Source organism: Streptomyces sp. NPDC057617, from assembly GCF_042800555.1.
Taxonomy (GTDB): domain Bacteria; phylum Actinomycetota; class Actinomycetes; order Streptomycetales; family Streptomycetaceae; genus Streptomyces.
Genome location: NZ_JBHVGV010000002.1, coordinates 725,887 through 749,506, shown reverse-complemented (window position 1 = coordinate 749,506; position 23,620 = coordinate 725,887). Strand labels below are relative to the sequence as shown.

25 protein-coding genes are annotated in these 23,620 nt (G+C 70.7%); 15 read left to right on the top strand and 10 right to left on the bottom strand.

Translation table 11 applies throughout. The features are described 5' to 3' along the window. Window positions 1-22 precede the first annotated feature (22 nt). A complete protein-coding gene (locus ACFU9P_RS08930; protein WP_384078349.1) occupies window positions 23-2,122 on the bottom strand; it encodes a trypsin-like peptidase domain-containing protein in 2,100 nt (699 codons plus the stop codon). Beyond that, window positions 2,119-2,733 (bottom strand): CU044_2847 family protein, encoded by a 615-nt coding sequence (locus tag ACFU9P_RS08925; RefSeq protein ID WP_384078348.1) that lies wholly within the window; start codon window positions 2,731-2,733, stop codon window positions 2,119-2,121. The genes ACFU9P_RS08930 and ACFU9P_RS08925 overlap by 4 nt, the downstream gene beginning before the upstream one ends. 195 nt (window positions 2,734-2,928) lie before the next feature. Between ACFU9P_RS08925 and ACFU9P_RS08920 the strand changes: the two genes are divergently transcribed. Further along, window positions 2,929-3,123 (top strand): DUF6104 family protein, encoded by a 195-nt coding sequence (locus ACFU9P_RS08920; protein ID WP_376381856.1) that lies wholly within the window; start codon window positions 2,929-2,931, stop codon window positions 3,121-3,123. Here ACFU9P_RS08920 and ACFU9P_RS08915 read toward each other — a convergent pair. After that, window positions 3,032-3,937 carry a hypothetical protein gene (locus ACFU9P_RS08915; protein ID WP_384078347.1) on the bottom strand — a complete coding sequence of 302 codons (906 nt, stop codon included), beginning with the start codon at window positions 3,935-3,937 and terminating at the stop codon, window positions 3,032-3,034. The genes ACFU9P_RS08920 and ACFU9P_RS08915 overlap by 92 nt on opposite strands. A gap of 181 nt (window positions 3,938-4,118) precedes the next feature. Between ACFU9P_RS08915 and ACFU9P_RS08910 the strand changes: the two genes are divergently transcribed. The 3 genes from ACFU9P_RS08910 to ACFU9P_RS08900 are packed head-to-tail and all read left to right on the top strand — an operon-like array spanning window position 4,119 to window position 7,358. Continuing rightward, window positions 4,119-5,171, top strand: a complete 1,053-nt coding sequence (locus ACFU9P_RS08910) for a DUF4097 domain-containing protein (protein ID WP_384078346.1) — start codon at window positions 4,119-4,121, stop codon at window positions 5,169-5,171. 1 nt (window position 5,172) lies between these two features. Continuing rightward, window positions 5,173-6,354, top strand: coding sequence for a helix-turn-helix transcriptional regulator (locus ACFU9P_RS08905; RefSeq protein ID WP_384078345.1), 1,182 nt, complete (start codon window positions 5,173-5,175; stop codon window positions 6,352-6,354). Further along, window positions 6,354-7,358 (top strand): phosphotransferase family protein, encoded by a 1,005-nt coding sequence (locus ACFU9P_RS08900; RefSeq protein WP_384078344.1) that lies wholly within the window; start codon window positions 6,354-6,356, stop codon window positions 7,356-7,358. The genes ACFU9P_RS08905 and ACFU9P_RS08900 overlap by 1 nt, the downstream gene beginning before the upstream one ends. A gap of 43 nt (window positions 7,359-7,401) precedes the next feature. Here the strand turns inward: ACFU9P_RS08900 and ACFU9P_RS08895 are convergent, their stop codons facing one another. Continuing rightward, complete coding sequence (locus tag ACFU9P_RS08895; RefSeq protein ID WP_376381846.1) at window positions 7,402-7,953, bottom strand: GNAT family N-acetyltransferase; 552 nt, start codon at window positions 7,951-7,953, stop codon at window positions 7,402-7,404. Window positions 7,954-7,976: 23 nt separating this feature from the next. Further along, window positions 7,977-9,308: a hypothetical protein gene (locus ACFU9P_RS08890; RefSeq protein WP_384078343.1), complete on the bottom strand. Its 1,332-nt coding sequence runs from the start codon at window positions 9,306-9,308 to the stop codon at window positions 7,977-7,979. Between the two features lie 360 nt (window positions 9,309-9,668). Between ACFU9P_RS08890 and ACFU9P_RS08885 the strand changes: the two genes are divergently transcribed. The 3 genes from ACFU9P_RS08885 to ACFU9P_RS08875 are packed head-to-tail and all read left to right on the top strand — an operon-like array spanning window position 9,669 to window position 12,984. Further along, window positions 9,669-10,907 carry a phosphotransferase gene (locus ACFU9P_RS08885; protein WP_384078342.1) on the top strand — a complete coding sequence of 413 codons (1,239 nt, stop codon included), beginning with the start codon at window positions 9,669-9,671 and terminating at the stop codon, window positions 10,905-10,907. Next, window positions 10,904-11,848: an NAD(P)-binding domain-containing protein gene (locus tag ACFU9P_RS08880; RefSeq protein WP_384078341.1), complete on the top strand. Its 945-nt coding sequence runs from the start codon at window positions 10,904-10,906 to the stop codon at window positions 11,846-11,848. Before ACFU9P_RS08885 ends, ACFU9P_RS08880 begins: the two co-directional genes overlap by 4 nt. Next, window positions 11,845-12,984, top strand: coding sequence for a hypothetical protein (locus ACFU9P_RS08875; RefSeq protein ID WP_384078340.1), 1,140 nt, complete (start codon window positions 11,845-11,847; stop codon window positions 12,982-12,984). Before ACFU9P_RS08880 ends, ACFU9P_RS08875 begins: the two co-directional genes overlap by 4 nt. Before the next feature lie 152 nt (window positions 12,985-13,136). On the opposite strand, the gene sodN is transcribed toward ACFU9P_RS08875, so the two are convergent. Continuing rightward, window positions 13,137-13,532 (bottom strand): superoxide dismutase, Ni, encoded by a 396-nt coding sequence (gene sodN, locus ACFU9P_RS08870; RefSeq protein WP_046500988.1) that lies wholly within the window; start codon window positions 13,530-13,532, stop codon window positions 13,137-13,139. 151 nt (window positions 13,533-13,683) lie between these two features. Between sodN and sodX the strand changes: the two genes are divergently transcribed. Beyond that, window positions 13,684-14,112 carry a nickel-type superoxide dismutase maturation protease gene (gene sodX / locus ACFU9P_RS08865; RefSeq protein ID WP_376381837.1) on the top strand — a complete coding sequence of 143 codons (429 nt, stop codon included), beginning with the start codon at window positions 13,684-13,686 and terminating at the stop codon, window positions 14,110-14,112. Here sodX and ACFU9P_RS08860 read toward each other — a convergent pair. Beyond that, window positions 14,016-14,648 carry a CGNR zinc finger domain-containing protein gene (locus ACFU9P_RS08860; protein ID WP_376381835.1) on the bottom strand — a complete coding sequence of 211 codons (633 nt, stop codon included), beginning with the start codon at window positions 14,646-14,648 and terminating at the stop codon, window positions 14,016-14,018. The two genes, sodX and ACFU9P_RS08860, sit on opposite strands and share 97 nt — an antisense overlap. A gap of 148 nt (window positions 14,649-14,796) precedes the next feature. Here ACFU9P_RS08860 and ACFU9P_RS08855 point away from each other — a divergent pair, with 148 nt between their 5' ends. From ACFU9P_RS08855 to ACFU9P_RS08845, 3 genes are all read left to right on the top strand, one after another. Continuing rightward, the gene (locus ACFU9P_RS08855; protein WP_384078339.1) at window positions 14,797-15,558 is read left to right on the top strand and encodes a class I SAM-dependent methyltransferase; all 762 of its coding nucleotides are present in this window, start codon (window positions 14,797-14,799) and stop codon (window positions 15,556-15,558) included. A 228-nt stretch (window positions 15,559-15,786) separates the two neighbouring features. Further along, on the top strand, window positions 15,787-16,278 hold the full coding sequence (locus tag ACFU9P_RS08850) for a SigE family RNA polymerase sigma factor (RefSeq protein WP_376381832.1): 492 nt from the start codon (window positions 15,787-15,789) through the stop codon (window positions 16,276-16,278). Beyond that, the gene (locus ACFU9P_RS08845) at window positions 16,275-17,048 is read left to right on the top strand and encodes a hypothetical protein (protein ID WP_384078338.1); all 774 of its coding nucleotides are present in this window, start codon (window positions 16,275-16,277) and stop codon (window positions 17,046-17,048) included. The genes ACFU9P_RS08850 and ACFU9P_RS08845 overlap by 4 nt, the downstream gene beginning before the upstream one ends. An 86-nt stretch (window positions 17,049-17,134) precedes the next feature. Here ACFU9P_RS08845 and ACFU9P_RS08840 read toward each other — a convergent pair whose 3' ends face one another. From ACFU9P_RS08840 to ACFU9P_RS08830, 3 genes are read right to left on the bottom strand one after another with little or no spacing between them, the layout of a single operon-like run. Continuing rightward, window positions 17,135-17,926 (bottom strand): amino acid ABC transporter ATP-binding protein, encoded by a 792-nt coding sequence (locus tag ACFU9P_RS08840; RefSeq protein WP_384078337.1) that lies wholly within the window; start codon window positions 17,924-17,926, stop codon window positions 17,135-17,137. Then, window positions 17,923-18,882 (bottom strand): amino acid ABC transporter permease, encoded by a 960-nt coding sequence (locus ACFU9P_RS08835; protein ID WP_384078336.1) that lies wholly within the window; start codon window positions 18,880-18,882, stop codon window positions 17,923-17,925. Before ACFU9P_RS08835 ends, ACFU9P_RS08840 begins: the two co-directional genes overlap by 4 nt. 57 nt (window positions 18,883-18,939) lie before the next feature. After that, entirely contained in the window at window positions 18,940-19,923 is a 984-nt protein-coding gene (locus tag ACFU9P_RS08830; protein ID WP_384078335.1) for an ABC transporter substrate-binding protein, read from the bottom strand. Between the two features lie 440 nt (window positions 19,924-20,363). On the opposite strand from ACFU9P_RS08830, the gene ACFU9P_RS08825 reads away from it, so the two are divergent. From ACFU9P_RS08825 to ACFU9P_RS08810, 4 genes are all read left to right on the top strand, one after another. Beyond that, the gene (locus ACFU9P_RS08825) at window positions 20,364-21,623 is read left to right on the top strand and encodes an NADP-dependent malic enzyme (RefSeq protein ID WP_384078334.1); all 1,260 of its coding nucleotides are present in this window, start codon (window positions 20,364-20,366) and stop codon (window positions 21,621-21,623) included. Between the two features lie 132 nt (window positions 21,624-21,755). Continuing rightward, the gene (locus ACFU9P_RS08820) at window positions 21,756-22,718 is read left to right on the top strand and encodes a zinc-binding dehydrogenase (protein ID WP_384078333.1); all 963 of its coding nucleotides are present in this window, start codon (window positions 21,756-21,758) and stop codon (window positions 22,716-22,718) included. Between the two features lie 60 nt (window positions 22,719-22,778). Continuing rightward, window positions 22,779-22,988, top strand: coding sequence for a helix-turn-helix domain-containing protein (locus ACFU9P_RS08815; RefSeq protein WP_376381818.1), 210 nt, complete (start codon window positions 22,779-22,781; stop codon window positions 22,986-22,988). Then, entirely contained in the window at window positions 22,988-23,566 is a 579-nt protein-coding gene (locus tag ACFU9P_RS08810) for a Clp protease N-terminal domain-containing protein (RefSeq protein ID WP_384078332.1), read from the top strand. Before ACFU9P_RS08815 ends, ACFU9P_RS08810 begins: the two co-directional genes overlap by 1 nt. The last annotated feature ends 54 nt before the right edge of the window (window positions 23,567-23,620 follow it).

Below are 23,620 nucleotides of genomic sequence, written 5' to 3'. Positions count from 1 at the left end.
ATCCTCTTCGTCACGGTGCCGGTCATGGCGCCTCCAGCAACTGCCCCGAGCCCGGCAGCGGGTGGTGCGGGTCGTCGTAGTACAGCGCCACCCCGTCCGACCAGTACATTTCCGTGCGGCCCTCGCGCACGCCGCGCCTCAGCTCCTGGACCGTGCGCGGCAGTTGACCGGCCGTACCCGCCCCGGCGAGCGTGTCGGCGGCGCGCCGGTGGAAGTCGGCGCAGACCGGGTCCGGCCGGTCCGCGCCCCGCCGCAGCAGCGCGAGATGGAAGCCGCCGAGCGCCATCCGGGTCAGCCCGGCCGCGGTCTCCGCGTCGGGCCGGTCGCCGAACCGGCAGAGCACGGGCACCGCTTCGTACGCCAGCGCCCGCAGGTCCTCCTCCGTCGGTACGGGTACCCGCAGACCGTCCTCGCAGTCGAGGATCTCGGCCCGCATCGCCACGCTCCACGTCCGGTTCCAGCGCGCTCTCCGCTCCCGGGCCTCGTCCTCGGAGTACGGCGGCTCACGGTCCGAGGGGCGCACCACCACCGGGCGTACGGTGCCCAGCGGCGGCCCGCCGGGCGAGAGCTGCCAGCGGTCGACGTCGAGCCCCAGCAGCGCCTGGACGACGGCGACTTGGAGCACGGCGGGGTTGTCCGGTTCGTCGCACCGGCGGAACGCCTCGGTCAGCGGGGCGGCGAGCCTGGCAGGCAGCTCCTGGCCCGGGGTGCCCCTGCTGTCCTCCCGTACCGGCAGCACCTCGCCGGTGTGCCGGGCGACACCGATGCGCCAGTCGTAACTGTCCCGCTCCCAGCCGCGCGGCTCCAGCTCCAGCAGGACGAAGGGCCCTTCGCCGTCCACCCGCCGCTCCCCGTACGCGGGCCAGGCGCGGCGCTGCGCACGGTCCGTACGGTGCCGGGCAGCGGCCCGCAGCCGGGTGATCTCATTGCGGAAGTCCCGGGGGAGCCGCTCCTCCGCGATCCACTTCACCCAGTTCCACAGGGTCTCCTCGGCCACCGCGGTGGAGGGGGTGACATAGGGGCGCTCGGCGGCGATGACGCTCATGCAGTAGCGCAGCACGAGTTCGAGGGCGGCCTCCCCGCCCCTGTTCTCGTACAGCGCGCCGAGCCCGTCCCGCCAGCTCCGGGGCGCCGGATAGCGGTCGACGGAGTGCACACCCGGCAGCCGCCCGAGCAGATCGAGCAGGCTGTGCGTGGAGACGGGCGGCGGCAGTTCGGCGAGTCTGCCGAGCAGCATCACGCGCTGCTGGGGGCTGAGCGCGCGGTCGGCGCCCGCGCCGAGCCCGCTCTGCACATCCGCCCATGTGCGGCCCGTACCCACGCCGTTGGTGTGCCGGTCCGCGTGGTAGCGGTCATGCGCGTGGAAGACGGCCTGGTAGTCGTCGTCGGACTCGGAGGCGGCCATCTCGGGCGGCACCGGCAGGAGCCGCAGCCGCTCGATACCGATGGAGGTGCCGCCCATCCCGCCCACGAGCTGCGACTTGAGCACCCCGACCACTTCGCCGCGGGTCAGATCGACGGTGGGCCCGCCCGACACCCCCGGCGGCAGGACGTCCCCGCCGAGCCGCATCTGCTCGTCCGGGTCGGCCCAGCCGCCGACCGTGCCCTGCACCGAGCACTGTCCGTACAGCCGCTTGAGCCGGCCGCCCACCTCCGTCCAGCCCGAGTAGACGACCTGGCCGCCGCCGAAGAAGGCCGCGGGCCGCTCGGTGACATACACACAGGCGTGCTCGACGGGCCTGCGGAGCCGGACGAGCGCGAGATCCGGGGCGGGCCAGCCGCCCGCCGGGCCGAACGGTGCCGCGCCCGCCGCGCCCCGCGGGGGCTCGGGGAGCGCCGCGACCACGGAGCCCTTCACCGAGGTCTCGCCGCTGCCGGGGCCGAGTTCGTAGACCACCGTCACGTCCCGCCCCTCTCCCCCCATCGCCACGTGCGCGCACGTGAGAACCCAGCTCGGGGCGATGAAGAAGCCGCTCCCCAGGAAGCCGTCACCCGGTCCCTCAGGGGCATACCCGTACGCCGGGCCATGGATGCGCACGGTCGCCGCCATGACGAGGTCCATGAGCGCACGCCGGGTGTCGTCCGAGGCGCCCGGCACACCCCGGCCGAACCCGTCGATCATGGTCCGCTCCCGGCCGGAGGCGTGGGCCCGCCGGAGTGCGCCGGTGCGCCCGGCGGTGCGCCCCCGGGCGCCGGTGCGCCCGGCGGGACCGCGGGCGCCGGCGGGGCGGTGGGCGGTGGTGGTACGGAAGGCCGGCCCGGCGGCACGGCAGGCGAGCCGGGCGGGGCCGTGGTGTTCCCCGGTACGGCTGTGCCGGAGGGCCCCGCGGCCTGCGCGGGCACCTGCGGCGGGTCCGCCAGATCGGCGGGCGGGCCGCCGTCGTTCCAGGTGAGGGTGACCTTGATGGTCCCCTTGGCCTCGCCGTCCGCCAGCAGTCCGACGACCTTGCCGGACTTGGCGGTCAGTTCGATGCCGAATTCGACGCTGACCTCGTCGGGACGTACCGCCCGCAGCGGCCCCGCCAGCGAGCGCGCGACGCTGGTCACCACGCTGTGCAGGCTCTCCACCCGTGCCTGGACCCGCTCGCCGAATCCGGTGTCCGCGTAGGTCAGTCCCCCGGTGGGGCGCTCCAGCTCCCCGGCGCCCGAGATCCTGGCCCAGACGGGCGTGCCGTCGGGCATCTCGACGCGTGTGATGCGGACGTCTCCCGTACGGACCTCTCCGTCGTCCATGCTGCCCCCGTTTCCCCCAATTCCCCGCAGGTTAACGGCAGTAGAGAGCCGAAGCGAGGTGTTGGGAAAGGACGGCGATTCGCCCCCGGGCGGTTCCGGACGCCTCCGGAACCCGGCTCAGGACGCTCGTACGGTACGGGCACCGCCTCCCACCAGGCACGAGGCGGGCCGTGCGCAAGCATTAGGCTGTGCCACATGTACTTCACCGACCGCGGGATCGAGGAACTGGAGAAGCGGCGCGGCGACGAGGAAGTCACCTTCGAGTGGCTGGCCGAGCAGCTCCGTACGTTCGTCGACCTCAACCCCGACTTCGAGGTCCCGGTCGAGCGGCTGGCGACATGGCTGGCGCGGCTGGACGATGATGACGACGACCCTGCCGGGGGCGGATAGACCTCCGGCCGGGCCCGGCGCGCAGCCGGTCGTAGCTGAGCGCCAGCACCCCCTGCGCGATCAGCAGCCCGCCGGCGAAGGCCCAGCCCGCGCTGCGGCGGCGCACCGCCCAGAGCGTGAGCGGAACGCCCGCGGCGAGCTGGCCCGTACCGGCCAGCCGGGCCCGGGGGCCGCACAGCCAGGGCCCGAGCGGTCCGTCCTCGACCGCCGTCAGCCCGGCCCGTACGGTGTCCCGCCAGCCCGCCCACTCCACCTGCTCGGCGCCCGGCTGGACGCGCGCCACCTCGCGCAGCCGGTCGGCCGGTTCACCCGGGGCGAGTCCCACCGGGAGCACCACCCCGGCGCGGCTGAGGTACGCGGCGAGGGCGAGCAGCCGGTCGCGGGAGTCGGCGGCCGGGTCCTCGCGGGTCAGCGGCTCCAGGGCCGGGAGGTCCAGTACGGGATCGAGGCCGAGGCGGGCCGCGAACGTACGCATCGCCTCGTCCTCCCCGGCCGGGGTGCCGTCCGCCAGCCAGGTGTAGCCGACCGTGCGCCGGAAGCCGGCCGCGAGGGTGTAGCCGGCGCGGCCCGCGTCCCACCACAGCGCGAGGACCGGCCAGTTGGCGCCGACGGCCAGCGCGGTGGCCCAGCCTGTGACGACGCGGTCCACCGGTTCGCCGCCGTCCCGCCAGGGCTTGCCCTCGGGCACCAGCACGCTCCAGCCGGGGCCCGCCGGGGCGAGCAGCAGCCGTTCGCGCAGGAGGTGGGCGGCGGGCCGTACCACCGCCGGCTCGGCCCGGCACAGCAGCAGTGCCCCCACGGAAGTAGCGTTCATGCCCCTTACGCTAGGGCACTTCGCCCCGATTTGAGCGCCATGTCCAGTGGGAGCCACCCCGGGGCTCCCCCGGGTTCGGCCACCCGGCCTTGACTTCCCGTAACCGCGATATATCGTGTTCTTCAAGAGACGCGATATGTTGCGTCAAGTCAGGTCCGCAGGCCCCTGGGAGGTCAGCACCATGGCAGAGTCGACATGGAGGGTCACTGAGCCGACGAAGCTCACCTTCGACGACCCGGTGACGGCGCTCAACGTCCGTATCGTCAACGGAACGGTCAATGTCGTCGGTACGGACGAGGCCGCGCCGGGCGGACACGGCGGCGCCCGGCTGGAGGTCTCCCGTATCGAAGGACCGCCGCTGACCGTGACCCGGAGCGGCTCCACTCTCACCGTGGCCTATGAGGACCTGCCGTGGAAGGGCTTCCTCCAGTGGCTCGACCGCAGGGGCGGCAAGCGCAGCGCGGTGGTCTCGCTCGCCGTGCCGGCGGGCGCGGCGGTCGAGGTCGGGGTGGTCGGCGCGGGGGCCATGGTCTCCGGCGTCCGGGGGCGTACGGACGTCCGCGGGGTCAGTGGCGACACCACGCTGGTCGGGCTGTCGGGCACGGTCCGCACGGAGACGGTCTCCGGCAGTCTGGAGGCGCAGGCCGTCACCGGCGATCTCCGGTTCAACTCGGTCTCGGGCGATCTGACGGTGATCGAGGGCGCGGGGTCCTCCGTACGGGCGGACTCGGTCAGCGGCGACATGGTCGTCGACCTCGATCCGGGCGACCGGCCCACGGACATCAAGCTGACCTCGGTCTCCGGCGCGGTCGCGATCCGGCTGCCGCACCCGGCGGACGCGCGGGTCGAGGCGAACACGGCGAGCGGGGCCGTGTCCAACGCGTTCGAGGACCTGCGGGTCGGCGGGCAGTGGGGGGCGAAGCGGATCACCGGCACGCTGGGGGCGGGCACGGGCACGCTCAAGGCGACAACGGTGTCGGGGTCGATCGCGCTGCTGAGAAGGCCGCCTGTAGATCATGGGCACGGTCATGGGCATGAGCACGGGCCTGGGGACGGGCCTGCCTACGGGCCTGCGGACGGGCAGGGACCGGCGGGCGGCGCACCGGCCGACGCGGTCCCGCACGGCGCGGTCCCGGTCAAGGCCGCCCCGGCCGACGCGACTGCCGCTGCGGCCGACACGACTGCCGCCCCGACCAATGCGACTGCCGGCCCGACCGACGCGAAGGAGTTCTGACATGCCCCCGGTCTTCGCCCATGGGCGGCTCCGGCTCTATCTGCTCAAGCTCCTCGACGAGGCACCGCGCCACGGCTATGAGGTGATCCGGCTGCTGGAGGAGCGCTTCCAGGGCCTGTACGCGCCGTCCGCCGGCACCGTCTACCCGCGGCTGGCCAAGCTGGAGGCCGAGGGCCTGGTCACCCATGCCACCGAGGGCGGCCGCAAGGTCTACTCGATCACCGACGCGGGCCGCGCCGAACTGGCCGGGCGCAGCGGCGAACTGGCCGATCTGGAGCTGGAGATCCGCGAGTCGGTCTCCGAACTGGCCGCGGAGATCCGCGACGACGTCCGGGGCGCGGCGGGCCAGTTGCGCAGCGAGATGCGCGCGGCGGCCTCGGAGAGCCGTACGGGAGGGGCGCGGCAGGACTGGGACGCGGCGTTCACGGACAGCGAGTCCTGGCGCGCGGCGAAGGAGGAGCTGAAGCGCGCGAAGCAGGAGTGGAAGGAGCAGGCCAGGCGCGCGAAGGACGAGTCCCGTCGGGCCCGCGAGGACGCGCAGCAGGCGCGCCGCCAGGCGAAGGAGGCGCAGGAGTCGGCGCGCGAGGAGATGCAGCGCATCGCGAAGCAGGTCCAGGAGCAGGTCCAGGACCACTTCCTGCGCGGCGACTGGCCGACGGGCGTACGGGAGGGCCTGTCGGAACTGGCCGGCCAGCTCAGCGGCCTGGCCCGGGGGACGAAGCCGTGGCCTGCGGAGCCGGGCGCGGGAGCGGGGCCCGGGACGAAGGAGAGTGGCACGGCAGGGGCCGGCGCTGCGGGGGCCGGTAAGACGGGATCCGGGACGAAGGCGCGTGGTACGGCAGGGCCCGGGACGACGGGGGCCGGCGCGGCTGGGTCCGGGGCGGCGGAGCACGGTACGGTGGGGCGCGGGTCGGCCGGGCACGAGTCCGCCGAGCCCGGGTCCCCGGCCGAGCACGTGTACGAGCCCTCGGCGCCGGCGCCGGACCCCGTCTGGGCGGCGGACACCCCGGAGACGGGCGACCCGGCCCGCGATCTGGAACGCCTGCTGGACCGCTTCCGCGACGACATCCGCGACGCGGCCCGCGACAACGGCGTCACCCCCTCCCAACTGGCGGACGCCCGCCGCCACTTGTCCACGGCCGCGGCCCATATCTCCGCGGTCCTGCGTTTGCCTGGAGCCTGATGAGCACAGCGAAAAAGGACCCGTCCATGCCGGCCGAGCCCTGGGGTACACCGGTGCCCCTGCCCTCCCACACGGGCAGCAGGCGCATCACGTGGGACGCCCTGCCCCGGCCGGTGGCGGCCGGGATCGAGCGGGTGCTCGGCGGCACGGTGGCCGTGGCCACCAGCCAGCAGGGCGGTTTCTCCGACGGCCTCGCGGTCCGGCTGCAACTGTCCGACGGGCGCAGGGCGTTCGCCAAGGCCGTCGACTCGGCGGCCGCTCCGGCCGTCGGGGAGTTCCACCGCCGCGAGATCGCGGTGGCGGGCGCCCTGCCGCCGGGGGTGCCCGCACCCCGACTGCTGGGGTCGTTCGACGACGGTACGTGGGTGGCGCTGGTCTTCGAGGACATCGAGGGCACGCTTCCGGCCCAGCCCTGGCGCGAACCCGAACTGGAACGCGTACTGGACGCCCTCACCGGCCTGGCGGACACCCTGACCCCGGCGCCCACCATCGACGCGGCGCAACGCGCCCCACGGCTGGGCGGCTGGACCCGCCTGGTGGACAACCCCCGGGCCCTGGCGAGACTGTCAACCCTCGCCCCAGGCGCCGCCGCTGATCTGGACCTGCATCTGGCGCTGGAGGACCGACTGGCTGAGGCGACCGCCGGAGAGACCCTGACGCACGGCGACCTCTACCCGTTCAACATCCTCCTCACCGCCGACCGCGTCGTCGTAGTGGACTGGCCCCACGCCTGGCCCGGCCCCCGCCACGCCGACCTGGTGATGCTCCTCGGCAGCGTGGCCCTCAGCGGAATCGACCCGGAACCCTACGCCTCCCGCCACCCCCTCCTGACCGACGTCGCCCCCGAAGCCCTCGACGTCCTCATCTCGGCCCAGGCAGGCTTCCTCCTGACCGCGGCCTCCTCAGCCACCCCCACCACGGACCCCCACCTGATCAACATGATGACCAGCCTCGGCCAGGCCTCCCTCCACTGGCTGTCCGCTCGCAGACACCGGGCGAAGTAGCCGCCGGCTCACGGACCACCGGCCCGGGGGATTTGGGGCGGGGTCAGCCGCGTGCGGTCCATTCCCGGTCGAGGATGGCGTGGACGATGGAGTCACGCCATTGACCGCCCTTCGTGATGTGCTCACGGATGCGCCCCTCTTCGACCATCCCGGCCGCCCGCATGGTCCGCGCGGACGCCTCGTTGACGGGGGAGCGGGCTCCCCATACGCGGTGGAGGCCGAGGTCGGCAAAGCCGACGGCGAGCAGGAGTCGTACGGTTTCGGTGCCGTAGCCGCTGCCCCAGGCATCGGGGCACAGGGCGAAGCCCATGGTGGCGCCGCGGGTCTGATGCGGATCGAGCGCAAGCCGCCCGAACCCGACCAACCGCCCAGCCCCTTGCTCAACGACCCCGAGGGCGTACTCCTCGCGAGGATCGGCAGTGGCGGAAGCCATGGAACGCGCGACGATCCGGGCCACCTCGTCGCGGGTGCGCGGGTCGAAGGAGAGATGTTCGGTGGCCCGTTCGTCGCCGTAGATCGCGAACACGTCGTCGGTGTCGTCGACCCGGAGTTCCCGGACTTCGAGACGTTCACTGCGGCGGCTGACCGGATACATGGCCGGGACTCTACCCACGCGGTTCAGCGCGGGAGAGCGAGCCTGCTGAGAGAGAACTGAGCGATCTCTTCCCGCAGCTCCTTGGCGACGACCGCTGTACGGACGGCTCCGCGGGTGAGCGCGGTCTGTACGCGCTGTGCGGAGACGACGATGCCTCGGTTGCGCTGATCGGTCGGCAGGTCGAGTACGGGGCGGAGGGCGTCGGCCGTGCCATCCAGGTCGCCGCCGTACAGGCGTACCAGGGAGAGGTTGCACAGAGCGCCGGCCTCGTCGCCGAAGGCCCAGTGATCAGCCGAGCGGTCGGAGAAGGCCGCTGCCGCCTTCTGGGCCTGTTCGGCGGTCTCGCCGTCTCCTTGGCCGAGCAGCACATGGGTTTCAGCCGTGTAGTAGAGCTGCTTGGGCTCAGGGAAGGTGAGAAGTCCGCCCAACTGGTCGAGGTCGTCGGGGACGATGTGTCCGCGCGATTCCTCGGCTCGCCGATTGGCGCTCCGTGTTGTCTCCGCGTCGCCGAGCAGGGCTGCCGCGCGGGCTTCCAGGCTGAGCAGCCACACCGCTACCGAACCTCGCAGCTCGGGGTGTTCGGCGGCACCCTTGCGGGCGTAGAAGATGGCGTCGTCCGCCTGGCCGGTCCAGTAGCTGATCAGTGACTTGAGGCCGTCGACGAGTGCCATCAGGCCGGGATGTTCGGCCTGATGAGCGCAGACGCCCGCAGTGCGGGCCTGCATCATCGCCGTGTGCGGGTCGCCCATGTCGTGACTGGCTTTCGCCATGAACCAGGAGAGCAGAGTGGCCATGATCTGGAGCTGCCGCAACTGCGTGGGCCGGTGCCTGCCGCCCTCGATCAGCCGGAACGCGTCTTCCTGGGCGCGGACGAGATCTCCGAAGATGCTGGACAAGGGAACGCGCTGATAGGTCGCGGCGATCCGTTTCACCTCGTCCCGGAGGAAACCCAACGTCTCTTCACCGAGTTGTCCCCGTTCGGCTCCCAGGGCGAATTCACGTGCGCGGCGTGCTGCCATCTCGGCACCCCTTCTCATCTCGTGCAGGACCGTGTGCGGTACGGCGCAGTCGGTGGCGGGTGACGTGCTCGGCGGCGCGGCATCGGCATCGCCCCAGAGGCGCTCAATGCTGTGTCCGAACATGCTGACCAGGACACGGCGGGCGTCCCGGTTGGGGGTGCGCTGCCCGTAATACCAGGCCTCGAAGGTGCTGGCGGCAGGCGTACAGGTACGCAGGGCGGGGGCGTTCTCGGCCTCGGCCAATTTCTCCGCGGCCTTACTGAACTGATGGACGAACGCCCCCGGATCCTTCCATTCCTTCTCGTCGACGAGAAGCCGGAAAAGCGTCTTCCGCATCGCACCCCCTCAGGCCTGATCGCACGTCACTGATGCCGACGGTAGACCGCTCGCTCCTTCAACATGCCCATGCGCCGGGTGAGTTACGGGGGCCGGTGAGAACCCGAGGAAAGCGCGGTGTGGGTGGGGGCCCAATGGCCGTAACCCCGAGGAAAGGCCGATGGTGATGTGGGGATGGAGACGAGCAGCGGCTGGGGTCACGCTTTTACGGCGGGGCGATGCGGAGGACGCCGGGGGAGGCCGGGGGCTTCTCCTCGTACGGGGACCGGGCGCCAGCCTCTCGTGGTTCCCGCGTCAAGACATCGGCAAGACGGTACGAGCGCGTCTCCCCGAGGGCAGGCGGCCGCGAAGGAGGCATTTGTGACACTCGCGATGAATACGGCGGCGACGGAACCGGGCGGTCTGCCCGAGCCGGAACAAGTCTTCGCCTTCGCGGAGCAGGAGATCCGGAGTGCGGGCGCGGAGCTGTGGCCCGGCGCTGAACTGACGCTTGGCGCTCACGTTCCCAGCGTCACCGGCTATGTTCGCCCGCTGCGGGTCGACGGGCGGGAGTTGTGCGCCAAGTACTCGTACCTCGGTGTCTCATTGGTGTCACTGCTACAGGGCGCCGGCGGTGACTGGACGATCGTGCGGGAAACTCAGCAGACGTACACAGTTCGTCCCGAGGCCTTGCTGACCAGGGAGGCAGCGCAGCTCCGGTTCCTGGCTGCCTTGGGACGACCTAAGGTGTGCGCGGTCGCCGGGCTGCGCCGCGGGGTGCTGTTCACCGAGCGAGTGACCGGGCCGCCCCTGGCAGACCTTCTCATCGAACGGCCGCAGGAGGCACCCGACCTGCTGGAGGCGGCATACGGCGAACTCCACCGGCTACATGATCCCCGTGTCTCACGGGGATTCGATCCGGCCGGAGTGATCGGCGAGCGCAGCATCGCGGATACCTTCCGGCGGAAGTTCAATGGCCTGAGCGGCGCCCTGTACCTCGATCGCCTCGGCGTCGAACGGTGCACGGAGCGCGAACGTCCAGAAATCACTCAGCTCACCGAACACGTAGTAGCGCGCTTACGACGATTACGGGCAGTCGCCACCACATCGACGCGGAAGGCCCTGGTTTACGGGGACCTCAAGCCGGAGCACGTGTTCTTTCCCAACGGGCCGGGCAGTGAGCCGGTGTTCATCGATCCCGGTCTCCTGCGAGCCACCGGGCCCGAGGCGGACGCGGCAAAGCTGGTCAGCCGTACCGTGCTGCTTCTGGCCGCCTGTCAGCCACCCCGGAACACATCACTCCGCGTGCTGGACGGGATAGCGGCATTCGTCGAAAAGCGGCTGCGTCAGTTGTCCCGGCCGGACCGCTCGATGTGGCTGCACGAGTTCCTGATCTTGTGGATGATGGACACGGTCAACATCCTGACGACCTACCTGTCCGCCGATGTCGGGCTGCCGCTGCCCTGCCAGGGCGAGGCGCTCGTCCAACAAGCGGTGACTCTGAGCCGGATGAACGACCGGATCAGCGCCTTGCTGGTCGGTGCCACGGACGGAACGGCTGCCCTGGACCGCGTATTGAGCGAAGCGGCGACCGCTACCGCGGCGGCGGCGGCGTCATGAGGCGTCCGGATCGCGCCGTGGCGATCGGCATCGTCGGCGCCGGTGCGGTCGGACAGACCGTGGCAACTTCTCTGATAACTTCCGCACTGCCTGAGCGACTGCTGCTCGTCTCGCGTACTGCCGGGCAGGCAACCGCCCTTGCCACCGATCTCGACGACATGCGCCAGGCCACCGGATCTCCTGTCCGCTCGCAGGCGTGCGCCATCGAAGACCTCGCGGAGGGCGCCGCCGTGGTCATCGCGGTCCGCGCCCCTTTCACCAACACGCGCCAGGCAGATGTCCGTATGGGTGGCGTGCGCGCCAACGCACCTGTTGTCCGAGCCGTCGCCGGTGCGCTGCGTGGCTTCAACGGCACAGTCCTGGTGGTGACCAATCCGGTCGACCTGATGACCAGGCTCTTCGCCGAAGTGTCCGGCTGCCGACGGGTCTTCGGTATCGGCTCCAATCTCGATACGGCCCGGTACCGGCTGCTCTTGGCCCGTTCACTCGACGTGCCCGTCCACTCGGTACGAGGCCACGTCATCGGCGAACACGGCGACAGGGCCGTGGTGTGCGCCTCGACGACGACCGTCGACGGGCTGCCGACAACGGTCCCCCTTCAACTCATCCGCGACGAACTCCGGACGAGGCCCGGACTGATCAGCGCCGGTGTGGGCCGCACTCGTGCCGGACCGGCGGGAGCGGTGCTGTCCACCCTGCGCAAGGCCCTTGGCTTCACCGACGGGATCGAAGAACTGTCCGTCGCGTACGAGGACAGTTGGCTGGGCATTCCTGTCCGGTTCCGGGCCGGTGAGCCCATACCGTCCCTCCCGAATCTCGACGCCGACGAGCGGCGGCAGTTCACCGATACCGCCGCCCGACTTCGCGATGCCTACACGGCGTTGTCGGCGTTCCTGCCCCCATCCCCATCCCCGGACGTATTCGATGAGAGGACCGCGTGAACACCACCTCGGCCACCCACATCCAGACCGCCGACGCGACCGTGACCGTCCTGAGCAACACCCGTGCCATCACCGACTGGTCCCGCCGCTACTTCGGCCCCTGGTGGAACGCCGCCGACGCACCCGCCCAGAAACCCGGTGCGGGACCGGCCGTACGCGCCGACGTCGATCCTGTCGCGTACGCAGAGCTGGCCGGGCTGGTGGACGACGGCCGTGACTACGAGGATGTCGTCTTCGCCAAGGCCCGCACCCGCGTCGCACGCGAAGGCGATGATGTGATCGCCGTATCGCCCAGTGCGGAGCTGGCGTACCGCTGCAACCCGGCCACCGGCCGGCTGACCGTCGCCGGGTGCCGGGCCGAGCCCGTCGCGCTCGCCGCGGCCAGGCTCGCGCGCGAAAGCATTCGTGGCCAACTCCTGCGCGGTGGGTGGGCCGTTCTGCACTCCTCCGCCGTCGTCCGCACCGGTGACCGGGCAACCGTCCTGGCCTTCGGCTCCAAGGGCGCGGGCAAGACCACCACGGCACTTCTGCTCGCCTCACGCGGGTGGTCGCTTCTGGCCAACGACCGCGTCTTCGTACGACCGTCCGCACACGGAATCGACGTGCTGCCCTGGCCCTCCGCCGCCGCGCTCGGCCTGGGCCTGCTCGACGCTCTCGGCTGGTTCGACCGGGCGCATGAGCGTCTCAAGGCCGGTGAACGCCTGCACCCCACTCAGAACCAGCAGGTCACCGAAGCGCTCCTCGCCGGCCGCAGGCAACCGTTGTGGGAGGAGGACGGAAAGCGTGAAATGAAGGCGCAGGTCTTCCCCGACCAGTTCCCGGACTGGTTCGACGTCCGGTTGGCGACCGGCGGGAAGGCCGCCACCCTGTTGTTCCCCCGGGTCCGGCCCGACGCCGTACCGGGCCTCGCCGAAGGCGGTGGCCGCACGCTCGGCGAACACGATTTCATGAGTGGGAAGACCGAGGACCGCTACCCCGACATCTTCGGCCTGGCCCGAGGCATCGACGGCGGAGGCCGCACCGACGCCCGCGCCGCCGTGGCCGACCGCCTTGCCGCGCTGCCGTACCACTCCGTGATCCTCAACCACGACACCACGGCCTGCGCCGATTTCCTGCACAAGCTGGTGGCCGGCTGAGACAGCGCCGAACCAGGTTCCAGGCGCGCCCATGGCGCCGCAAAGATGACCGCACCCGGTCCGGCGGGGCTTCTTTTGGAAGTTCCGCGGGCCGGGTGCGGTCAAGTAGACACTGCGAGGGAAACCCGCAGATCAGAAGGCGTGATCAAAGATCAAGCCTTCTTCGTCTCCCAGAAGATCTTGTCGATCTGGGCGATATAGTCCAGGGCCTTCTGGCCCGTCGCCGGGTCCTTGGAGGCCTTCGCGGCCGACAGCGCCTTCAGGGCGTCGTTGACCAGCTGGTGGAGCTCCGGGTACTTCTCGAAGTGCGGGGGCTTGAAGTAGTCGCTCCAGAGCACCGAGACGTGGTGCTTCGCGAGCTCGGCGCGCTGCTCCTTGATGACCGTCGCGCGCGCCTGGAAGTGGGCGTCGTCGTTGCCCTGCATCTTTTCCTGGACGGCCTTGACCGACTCGGCCTCGATGCGGGCCTGGGCAGGGTCGTACACACCGCACGGGAGGTCGCAGTGGGCGCTGACCTTCACCTTGGGTGCGAACAGGCGGGAAAGCATGGAGCTGTCCTTCCTCGTGATCGTCTTCTCAGGTGGGACATTACTCCGTGAGAAGCCCGATTTCGCGGGGGCCCCCTTGGGCTTAGGACAAAAGTCCGGGGTGAAATACGGTACTGATGGCGGAACGTACCGTGGGACCGGGAGGTGCCGGATGGCGGAGCGCGGGCGGGAACCGGAAGTGCGGCCGAGGGTGCGGCTGGGGATCGCCGAGGTGATGGGTCCGTCCATGTATCCGACGCTCAAGCACGGCGATCAGCTCCTCGTGCACTATGACGCCCCCGTCAGGGCGGGCGATGTGGCGGTGCTGAAACACCCGCTGCAGCAGGATCTGCTCATTGTGAAGCGGCTGGCGGAGCGGCGTGACGGCGGCTGGTGGGTGCTCGGGGACAATCCCGGGGCCGAGGGCGACAGCCGGGTCTTCGGCACCGTGCCCGAGGAGCTGCTGCTGGGCCGGGTCAGGGCCAGGTACCGGCCGCTGGGCGGTCAGCGGTCGGTGCGGGCGGTGGTCTCCTGGCTGCTCTGCGCGGTACGGCCGGTGCTGCCCGAGCGTTCGGTCTCCAGGCGTTTGCGGGCCCGGTAGGCGGCGACATTGGCGCGGGTCGCGCAGCGGTCGGAGCAGTAGCGGCGCGACCGGTTGGTGGAGGTGTCGAGATAGGCGTTGCGGCACGGTGCCGCCTGGCACAGGCCCAGCCGGTCGACCCCGTACTCCGTGAGATGGAACGCGAGGCCCATCGCGGCGGTCGCCGCGTACCCCGCCGTCGCGTTGGAGGGGTGGTCCGCGAGGTGCATGTGCCAGCGTGGCCGGCCCTCGTCGTCGAGGTAGTCATGGCCGGAGATCTGCGGGCTGACCGGGAACTCCAGCAGCAGTGAGTTGAGCAGATCCACCGCCCGGGTGGCCTCGCCCTCGTCGGCGGCGGTGAAGACCGCGCGCAGCCGGGCCCGTACCGAGCGGAAGCGGGTGATGTCCGCCTCGGTGGCGCGCCGCGCCGCCGCCTGGGAGCCGGCGCCGAACAGGGCGCGTACGGCCTCGACCGAGGTCAGGGCGTCCGTGCCGCGGGCCGGCTCCTCGGTGTTGACCAGGCGTACGGCGGAGTCCGAGTAAGAGGCCAGTTCCACTGAGAGTCCTTACAAACGGGTCTAGTGCCACGGCCGGCCGGGGCACTAGGGTCGGGTTGGGCATCGGTGTAATGGCTATATATGCCACTAGGGTATTACGGGTCGCGTGCGTGTCACGGACTGTGCGCGTGTTACGGAGGAGAGGGTCATGACCGAGACGGCAGCCGGCACCGACTGGCGCGCCTGGCAGGAGAGCTGGGACCGGCAGCAGGAGTGGTACATGCCGGACCGAGAGGAACGCTTCCGGGTGATGCTGGACATGGTCGAGGCGGTGGTGGGCCCCGAGCCGAGGGTTCTCGACCTCGCGTGCGGTACGGGAAGTATCACGGACCGGCTGCTCCGCCGGTTCCCCGCCGCCACCAGTACCGGCGTCGACCTCGACCCCGCCCTTCTCGCCATCGCCCGCGGCTACTTCGCCGGCGACGGGCGCGTGAGCTTCGTGACCGCGGACCTCGCGGACCCTGGCTGGACACGGCTGCTGCCGTACGGTTCGTACGACGCAGTCCTCACCGCCACCGCGCTGCACTGGCTGCCCGTCGGACCGCTGACCACGCTGTACGGGCAGCTCGCCGGGCTCGTCAAGGACGGCGGCGTCCTGATGAACGCCGACCACATGACCGACCCCGGCACCCCCCGGATCAACGCCGCCGAGCGCGCCCACCGGCACGCCGCCATGGACCGCGCCAAGGCCGCGGGCGCCCTCGACTGGTCCGACTGGTGGGACCTGGCGGCCAAGGACCCCGTCCTCGCCGCGCCGACCGCCGAGCGGTTCGCGATCTACGGGGAACACGCCGACGGCGACACACCTTCCGCGGAGTGGCACATGCGCACCCTGCGCGAGTCCGGCTTCACCGAGACCCGCCCGGTCTGGGCCTCCCCCTCCGACACGGTCGTCCTCGCACTGAAGTGACCCCGAGGGGACGATTGATGAGCTTGACGAGGCGGTAGGGACCAACTGTCCGTACCGCCTCTCGCTCGTTCCGTACGCGGTGCGACCGCTCTTTCCGTACGCGGTGCGAGCGCTCTTTCCGTACGCGGTGCGAGCGATACTCCGTACCCTTCCGCAACCACAGGCCCGTCCCACCGCACTGTAAGGGTGGGACGGCCCGTGCTGCGCGGGCCTGGGAGAGGGACGGGGATGACGCGGACCAATGACGAAGGCGCTTTGTACGCCTTCGTCGAAGGAAGACGCACGGCGCTGTTCCGCAGTGCCTATCTGCTCTGCGGGAACCGCGAAGAGGCGGAAGATCTGGTCCAGAGCACGCTGGTGAAGGTCGTGCTCGGGAGCCGCCGGCTGCGGCATCTCGAAAATATCGAGGCATACGCACGCAAGACCCTCGTCAATACCTTCATCGCCGGCCGCCGCCGCTTCTGGCGGCGCGAGCAGCCGTACGGCGAACTGCCCGACCGGCCGGGGGAGCAGAACGACTCCGACACGGGCCTCATGGTGCGTGCCGCGCTCGCGCGGCTGACCCCCAAGCAGCGCGCCGTTCTGGTGCTGCGCTACTGGGAGGACCTCGACGTCGAGGCCACGGCCGACCTGCTCGGCATGCGGGCGAACACGGTCAAGAGCCATACGGCCAGGGGGCTGGCGGCGCTGCGCGCCGAGATGCGGGAGGAATTCGTATGAACGTGAACGCCGAGGAGGTGCGGGTCAGGGAGTTGCTGGAGCGCGCCGTGGACGAGGTCACGCCCCCGCCGGGCGGGGGCAGCGAGAAGATTTTCGCCCGGGCGTCCCGGGTGCGGTGGCGCCGTCGTGCCGCGGTGACCGGCCTCGCGGTGGCCGCGGTCGCGGTCGGCGCCGTACTCGGGCCGGTGGCGCTCGCGGAGCACGACGGCAGGGAATCGGTCGCCATCGCCCCGGCCGCCGTGGGCAAGCAGACCGCCAAGTCGAAGCGGCTCGCGGAACTGCTGCCGCGCGACATCGGCACGGTGCGCCAGTACTTCGGCCCGGCGAACGCCAAACAGCCGTCGAAGCCGGTCCCGCCGCTACCCGGCTCGGGACCACTCGACGGGACCTACACGGTGAGCCGTGACGGCGGTACGGGCGTTCTCACGGTCGCCGTCCGCGACAGCGCGGCGTTCCGGGTCGTGGAGGAGAAAGGCGATCTGTGCGTCCAGGACGCGCAGGGGAGGCAGCAGAACCCGGACTGCACCATCGAGAAGCTGCCGAACGGCCGGACGCTGGTCTTCTGGCCGGGGGGAAAGGGATTCGGCTCCCCGTCGTGGAGTGGCATCAGACTGATGGGTTTGCTCATTCTGGATGCCGGACGGACACTTGAGGTGTACATGCAGACCAGGGTTCCCGGGCCCGAGCGTGCCCGGCCGCTCAAAACCGTTCCGCTCACGCTGTCCCAGCTTCGTGACCTGCTGCTGCGCCCGGAACTGCTGAAGCGCTGAACGTACGGGGGCGAAGGGGCGGGTACGAGCCCGTAACCGCGGCCCGTAACCGCCCCTTCGCTGAAAGCCGCCCCGCTACGGCGTCGTCACAGCACCTTCGACAGGAACGACTTCGTCCTCTCGTGCCGCGGGTTCGTCAGGACCTCGCGGGGGTGGCCCGACTCGACGACCACACCGTCGTCCATGAACACCAGCGCGTCACCCACCTCGCGGGCGAAGCCCATCTCGTGGGTGACCACGATCATCGTCATCCCGTCCTGGGCCAGATCGCGCATCACGTCCAGGACGTCGCCCACCAACTCCGGGTCGAGCGCCGAGGTGGGCTCGTCGAAGAGCATCAGCTTCGGCTCCATCGCCAGCGCCCGGGCGATCGCCACGCGCTGCTGCTGCCCGCCGGAGAGCTGCGAGGGGTAACTGGCGGCCTTGTCGGCGAGGCCGACCCGGTCCAGCAGCCGTTCGGCGCGGGCGCGGGCCACGGCCCTGGTCTCGCCGGCGACCTGGACCGGCGCCTCGATGATGTTCTCCATCGCCGTCATGTGCGGGAAGAGATTGAAGCGCTGGAAGACCATGCCGATGTCCCGGCGCTTCCTGGCGACCTCGCTGTCCTTCAGCTCGTACAGCTTGTCGCCCTTCTGGCGGTAGCCGACCAGCTCGCCGTCGACCGACAGCCGGCCCGCGTTGATCTTCTCCAGGTGGTTGATGCACCGCAGGAAGGTCGACTTGCCCGAGCCGGACGGGCCGATCAGACAGAAGACCTCGCGGGGCGCGACCTCCAGATCGATGCCCTTGAGGATATGGGCCGCGCCGAAGGACTTGTGGACGCCCTCGGCCCGCACCATCGGGGTCGTGCCCGTCGTAGCCGTCGTGCTCGCGGTCATGCGATGCCTCCCTTGGGGCGGCGGAAGGAGAGCAGATTCGCGCGGACGCGCTGGAACGGGGTCGCCGGCAGGCTGCGGCTGGAGCCACGCGCGTAGTACCGCTCCAGGTAGTACTGGCCGATGCTGAGCACCGAGGTCAGGATCATGTACCAGACCGCGGCGAGGAAGAGCATCTCGACCGTCGCGCCCGACGTCTGCGACACGTTCTGGGTCGCGCGCAGCAGCTCCGTGTACTGCACGGCCACCGCCAGCGACGAGGTCTTGAGCATGTTGATGACCTCGTTGCCCGTGGGCGGCACGATCACCCGCATCGCCTGCGGTACGACGATCCGGCGCAGCGTCTTGGCGTGGCTCATGCCCAGCGCGTGCGCCGCCTCGGTCTGGCCCTCGTCGACCGACTGGAGGCCGGCCCGGCAGATTTCGGCCATGTACGCGGCCTCGTTGAGCCCGAGCCCCAGCAGCGCGCAGAGGAACGGGGTCATGAACGAGGACCACTCGTCCTTGTAGATCGGCCCGAGGTTGATGTACTCGAAGACGATGCCCAGGTTGAACCAGACAAGGAGTTGCACGTACACCGGCGTGCCGCGGAAGAACCAGATGTAGAACCACGCGATGGCGGAGGTCACCGGGTTCTTCGACAGCCGCATCACCGCCAGGACGATGCCCAGCACCACCCCGAGCAGCATCGCCAGCACCGTGATCACCACGGTGTTCCAGACGCCGGTCAGTATCTGGTCGTCGAAGAAGTAGTCGGGGAGGGCGCCCCAGTTCACATCGCCCTGCGCGAAGGCGTAGACGAGCGCGACGAGTACGCCGATCGCGATCAGCGCGGACACGTACCGCCCGTAGTGCCGCACCGGAATCGCCTTGATGGACTCCGGTGCGGCGGTCGCCGCCGCGGCGGACGGGCCGCCGCCGTCCTGGGGGCCGTCCGACTTGTGGATGTCAACCGTCACGGATGTCGCCTTTCAGAGCCTTCGGACCGGCTGCGCACCGACCACGGACCGACCGGTTCAGGATCCGCCGTTGAGCTTGGCCTCCGTGACCGCGCCCGCCTCGACACCCCACTTGGCGACGATCTTGCCGTACTCACCGTTCTTGATGACCTCGTTCAGGGCGGCCTGGAGCGCCTTCGACAGGTCGTTGCCCTTGGCCACGGCGATACCGTACGGAGCGGCCTCCACCTGCTCGCCGACGAGCTGGAAGTCATTGCCGCCGCCCGAGGTCTTCACCGCGTACGCCGCGACCGGGAAGTCGCTGGCGCCCGCGTCGGCGCCGCCCGCGCGGAGCCGGGTCTGCGCCTCCAGGTCGTTGTCGAACGCCTCCAGCCCGATCCCGCCCTTGCCGGCCGCCTTGCACTTCTTGTCCTCGGCCTTGGCCAGGTCGTGCGAGACGGTGTTGCGCTGGACGACCATCTTCTTGCCGCAGAGGTCGGACCAGGCGGCGATGCCCTTGTCGTCACCCTTCTTGGTGTAGATCGAGACACCCGCGGTGAAGTAGTCCACGAAGTCGACGCCCTCGCCGACCTTCTTGCCGGTGTCGCCGTCCACACCGTTCTGCCGGTCCTTGGTGTCCGTCATGGCCGACATCGCGATGTCGTACCGCTTGGAGCGCAGACCCGTCAGCAGGGTGTCGAAGGTGCCGTTCTCGAACTCGAACTTCACCCCGAGCAGCTTGCCCATCGCGTCCGCCAGATCCGGGTCGAAACCGACCGTCTTGCCGGACTCGTCCTTGAACTCGATCGGCGGATACGCGATGTCCGAGCCGACCTTGATCACACCCTTGTCCTGGACGGCCTTGGGAAGCTGGTCGAAGAGCGGGGCCTTGGAGGCCTCGGAGGTCTTCGCGCCCTCGTTGCCGCTGTCCGTCTGGTCCCCGCAGGCGGTCAGCAGCAGGGTGCCCGCGACCGCGATCGCGCCCGCTGCGGCGATCCGGGACCTCGCGGCGGTACGACGGGAGGCGCGCGCGGTCGTAGGACAGTGGGTGCGTGCGGTCATGATCGGAGTCCTCCGGCTAATGAGGGAAGCTGCCAAGTGGCCGAGCACGCGTCTTCGAGTGGCGCGACCGATTGTGATTAGGGCATCTTGCCATTCGGACGGGCCCATTCAGGGGGCCGGGCATGTCAAAATCGGATAACGGGAAACCCCCCACCCCCAACATGGCGGTACCTCAAGACCGGACCTTCTGTTGGACTGCCTTCTCCCTGCCTTCCCCCGGCCCGAGCGCGGAGGTCTGCCGGACACGAAGGACGATTAACCCCTCATCCGGGGCTCAGGGCGCGTGTGCGGCGCGCCCGCGCGACCGTACGTACCCCCGCACGGCCGTCCCGCAAGGCGGGCCGGCCGCCGTGCGGGCCACGGACGCGGTGCCCACCCACCCCTCCTCAACCAGGAGTGGCCACCCTCAACTGATGAAAGACGTAAGGGGTCACCAACACATGGCAGCGGAGATCGTCAATCCTCGCAGCGACAGCGCCACCGGCGGGCAGAGCGGACGGCCCGGAGAGAGCGGCCCGGACAGTACCGAAGCCGCCGCGGCCGACCCGGCCTTCCATCCGGCCTTCGCGCTGCACCGCGGCGGCAAGATGGCCATCCGGGCGACCGTCCCGGTCCGCGACAAGGACGACCTGTCCCTCGCGTACACACCCGGTGTCGCCACGGTGTGCAGCGCGATCGCCGAGCAGCCCGACCTGGTGCACGACTACACCTGGAAGTCGCAGGTCGTCGCCGTCGTGACGGACGGTACGGCGGTGCTCGGCCTGGGCGACATCGGACCGGAGGCCTCGCTCCCCGTGATGGAGGGCAAGGCGATCCTGTTCAAGCAGTTCGGGGGCGTCGACGCGGTGCCGCTCGCGCTCGCCACCACCGACATCGACGAGATCGTGGAGACCGTCGTACGGCTCGCACCCTCCTTCGGCGGGGTCAACCTGGAGGACATCTCGGCGCCGCGCTGCTTCGAGATCGAGCGCAAGCTCCAGGAGCGGCTGGACATTCCCGTCTTCCACGACGACCAGCACGGCACGGCCGTGGTGACGCTGGCCGCGCTGCGCAACGCGGCCAGGCTGACCAAGCGCGAGCTGGGCGAACTGCGCGCGGTCATCTCGGGCGCGGGCGCGGCGGGTGTCGCGATCGCCAAGTTCCTGCTGGCGGCAGGGATCGGCGATGTCGCGGTGGCCGACCGCAAGGGCATCGTCAGCCCGGACCGCGGCGATCTGAGCGAGGTCAAGCGCGAACTGGCCATGCTCACCAACCGGGCCAGGCTCTCCGGCTCGCTGGAGTCCGCGCTGTCCGGCGCGGATGTCTTCATCGGCGTGTCCGGGGGTACGGTGCCGGAGCCGGCGATCGCGTCGATGGCGCCTGGCGCGTTCGTCTTCGCGATGGCCAACCCGACCCCCGAGGTCCACCCGGACATCGCGCGCCCGTACGCGTCGGTGGTGGCGACCGGGCGGAGCGACTACCCGAACCAGGTCAACAATGTGCTGGCCTTCCCGGGGATCTTCGCGGGGGCGCTCCAGGTCCGGGCGTCCCGTATCACCGAGGGCATGAAGATCGCGGCGGCGAACGCGCTGGCGGATGTCGTCGGTGACGAGCTGTCCGCGGACTATGTGATCCCGTCGCCGTTCGACGAGCGGGTCGCCCCGGCGGTGACGGCGGCGGTGGCCGCGGCGGCGCGGGCGGAGGGCGTGGCGCGGCGCTGAGGCCTCCGGGCTTCGGTTTCGGCTTCGGCTTCGGTTTCGGATTCGTACGGGCCGTGTCGTACCCCTTGCTCGTGAGCGGGGGGTACGACACGGCCCCTGCCGTACACCCGGACAGGGCCTAGGGTCGGAGGCATGTTTGCCGCCTACGCAGCGCGTACCGACTTCAATGACCCCCTCAACGGCCTTGAGCTGGGCGAGCGTCCGGCCCCCGAGGCGCGGCCCGGCTGGACCACCGTCACGGTGAAGGCCGCGTCCCTCAACCACCACGACCTCTGGTCGCTGCGCGGGGTGGGGCTGGCCGAGGACAAGCTCCCGATGATCCTCGGCTGCGACGCGGCAGGGCTCGACGAGGACGGCAACGAGGTCGTCGTCCACTCCGTCATCGGGCAGACCGGCCATGGGGTCGGACCGCGCGAGACCGGTTCGATCCTCACCGAGCGGTACCAGGGCACCTTCGCCGAGCGGGTCACCGTACCCGTCTGGAACGTCCTGCCCAAGCCGCCCGAGCTGAGCTTCGAGGAGGCCGCCTGTCTGCCGACCGCCTGGCTCACCGCGTACCGGATGCTGTTCACCAACGCCGGTGTGCGGCCCGGCGATTCGGTCCTCGTACAGGGCGCGGGCGGCGGGGTCGCGACCGCCGCGATCGTCCTCGGCAGCGCGGCGGGGCTGCGGGTGTACGCGACGAGCCGCGACGCGGCGAAGCGGGCGCGGGCGGTCGAGCTGGGCGCGCTGGAGGCGTTCGAGCCGGGCGCGCGGCTGCCGGGGCGGGTGGACGCGGTCATCGAGACGGTCGGCGCGGCGACCTGGTCGCACTCGATCAAGTGCCTGCGGCGCGGCGGCACGCTGGTGATCTCGGGCGCCACGAGCGGCGACCGGCCGGCCCACGCCGAACTGACCCGGATCTTCTTCCTGGAGCTGCGGGTCGTCGGCTCGACGATGGGGTCCAAGGACGAGCTGGAGGACCTGCTGGCGTTCTGCGCGGCGAAGGGGGTGCGGCCGGTGATCGACGAGGTGCTGCCGCTGGACCGGGCGCGGGAGGGGTTCGCGAGGATGGCGGGGGGCGAGCTGTTCGGGAAGGTGGTGCTGAAGCCGTAAGCACTCCCGCACGTGTCAACTTTGGTTGACATCTCCCACTTGTCAACGTAGATTGACGCCATGACCGAAGCAACGGATCTCGCCGAACGGGCGGGCGACCGCGACCCCAGGGTCGGGCTGAGAGCGGTCGCCGCGCTGCGGCTGCTGCTGGAACGGCTCGAATCCGTACAGGTGCGCAGCGCCCGCGAACAGGGCTGGTCGTGGCAGGAGATCGCGGATGTGCTGGGCGTCAGCCGGCAGGCCGCGCACAAGAAGCACGGGAGGCAGTGATGTTCGAACGGTTCACCGAGGGCGCCCGAGGTGTGGTCACCGGGGCGGTCGGCCACTCCGAGCGCATGGCGGCGGACAAGATCACCGAGGAGCACATGCTGCTCGCGCTGCTCGACCAGGAGGGTACGCGGGCGTCCTTCGCGTTCGCCGCGCTCGGCATACGGGACCGCCGCCCCGCCGTCCAACAGGCCCTGGCCGACGCCCGCAGGCACGGCGGCCTGACCAAGGCGGACGCGGACGCGCTGGCCGGTATCGGCATCGATGTCGGCCGGATCGTCTCCAAGGTCGAGGAGACACACGGCGAGGGCGCCATGCGAGCGGGCGCGCCGGCCGGCCGCCCGAAGCGCTGGTGGCCCGGCCACCGGGGCCTCACCCCGGGCGCGAAGGGGGTCCTGGAGAGGTCCCTGCGCATCGCGGTGGGCCGCGGCGACCGCCACATCGGCGACGAACACATCCTGCTGGCCCTGTCGGCACGCCCGGGCGTCGTATCGGAGGTCCTGGCGGACCACGGCGCGACGTACACAACCCTGGAACGAACGATGTTCGGCACCCCGGGCACGCTTCCGGCCACGGGCTGACGCTTCGGCTCTGGCTCAGCCCCCGGCACCGGCCGTGCAAGGTTTCTGCAAGCC